Below are 228 nucleotides of genomic sequence, written 5' to 3' on the forward strand. Positions count from 1 at the left end.
AGCTGCCGCCGGCCGCGGCCTGGGGTGCGCGCAGCGAGACGGTCGCGGTGCAGGGCTCGGCGGACGGCGCGAGCTTCGCGACGGTGGTCGGCGCGACCGCGTACGGGTTCGACCCGGCGAGCGGGAACACCGTCACGGTGCACCTGCCCGCGACCGGTGCGCGCTACCTGCGGCTGACCTTCACCGCCAACTCCGGCTGGCCCGCCGGCCAGCTCTCCGAGCTCCAGG

The 228-nt window shown here is 76.8% G+C and carries 1 protein-coding gene; it reads left to right on the plus strand.

What is annotated here, in order from left to right; all coding sequences use genetic code 11:
• Positions 1-228: discoidin domain-containing protein (locus AA75_RS39715; protein ID WP_033825342.1), on the plus strand; the 228-nt coding region annotated here is incomplete at both ends.

This window comes from Kitasatospora sp. MBT63, from assembly GCF_000710465.2.
Taxonomy (GTDB): domain Bacteria; phylum Actinomycetota; class Actinomycetes; order Streptomycetales; family Streptomycetaceae; genus Kitasatospora.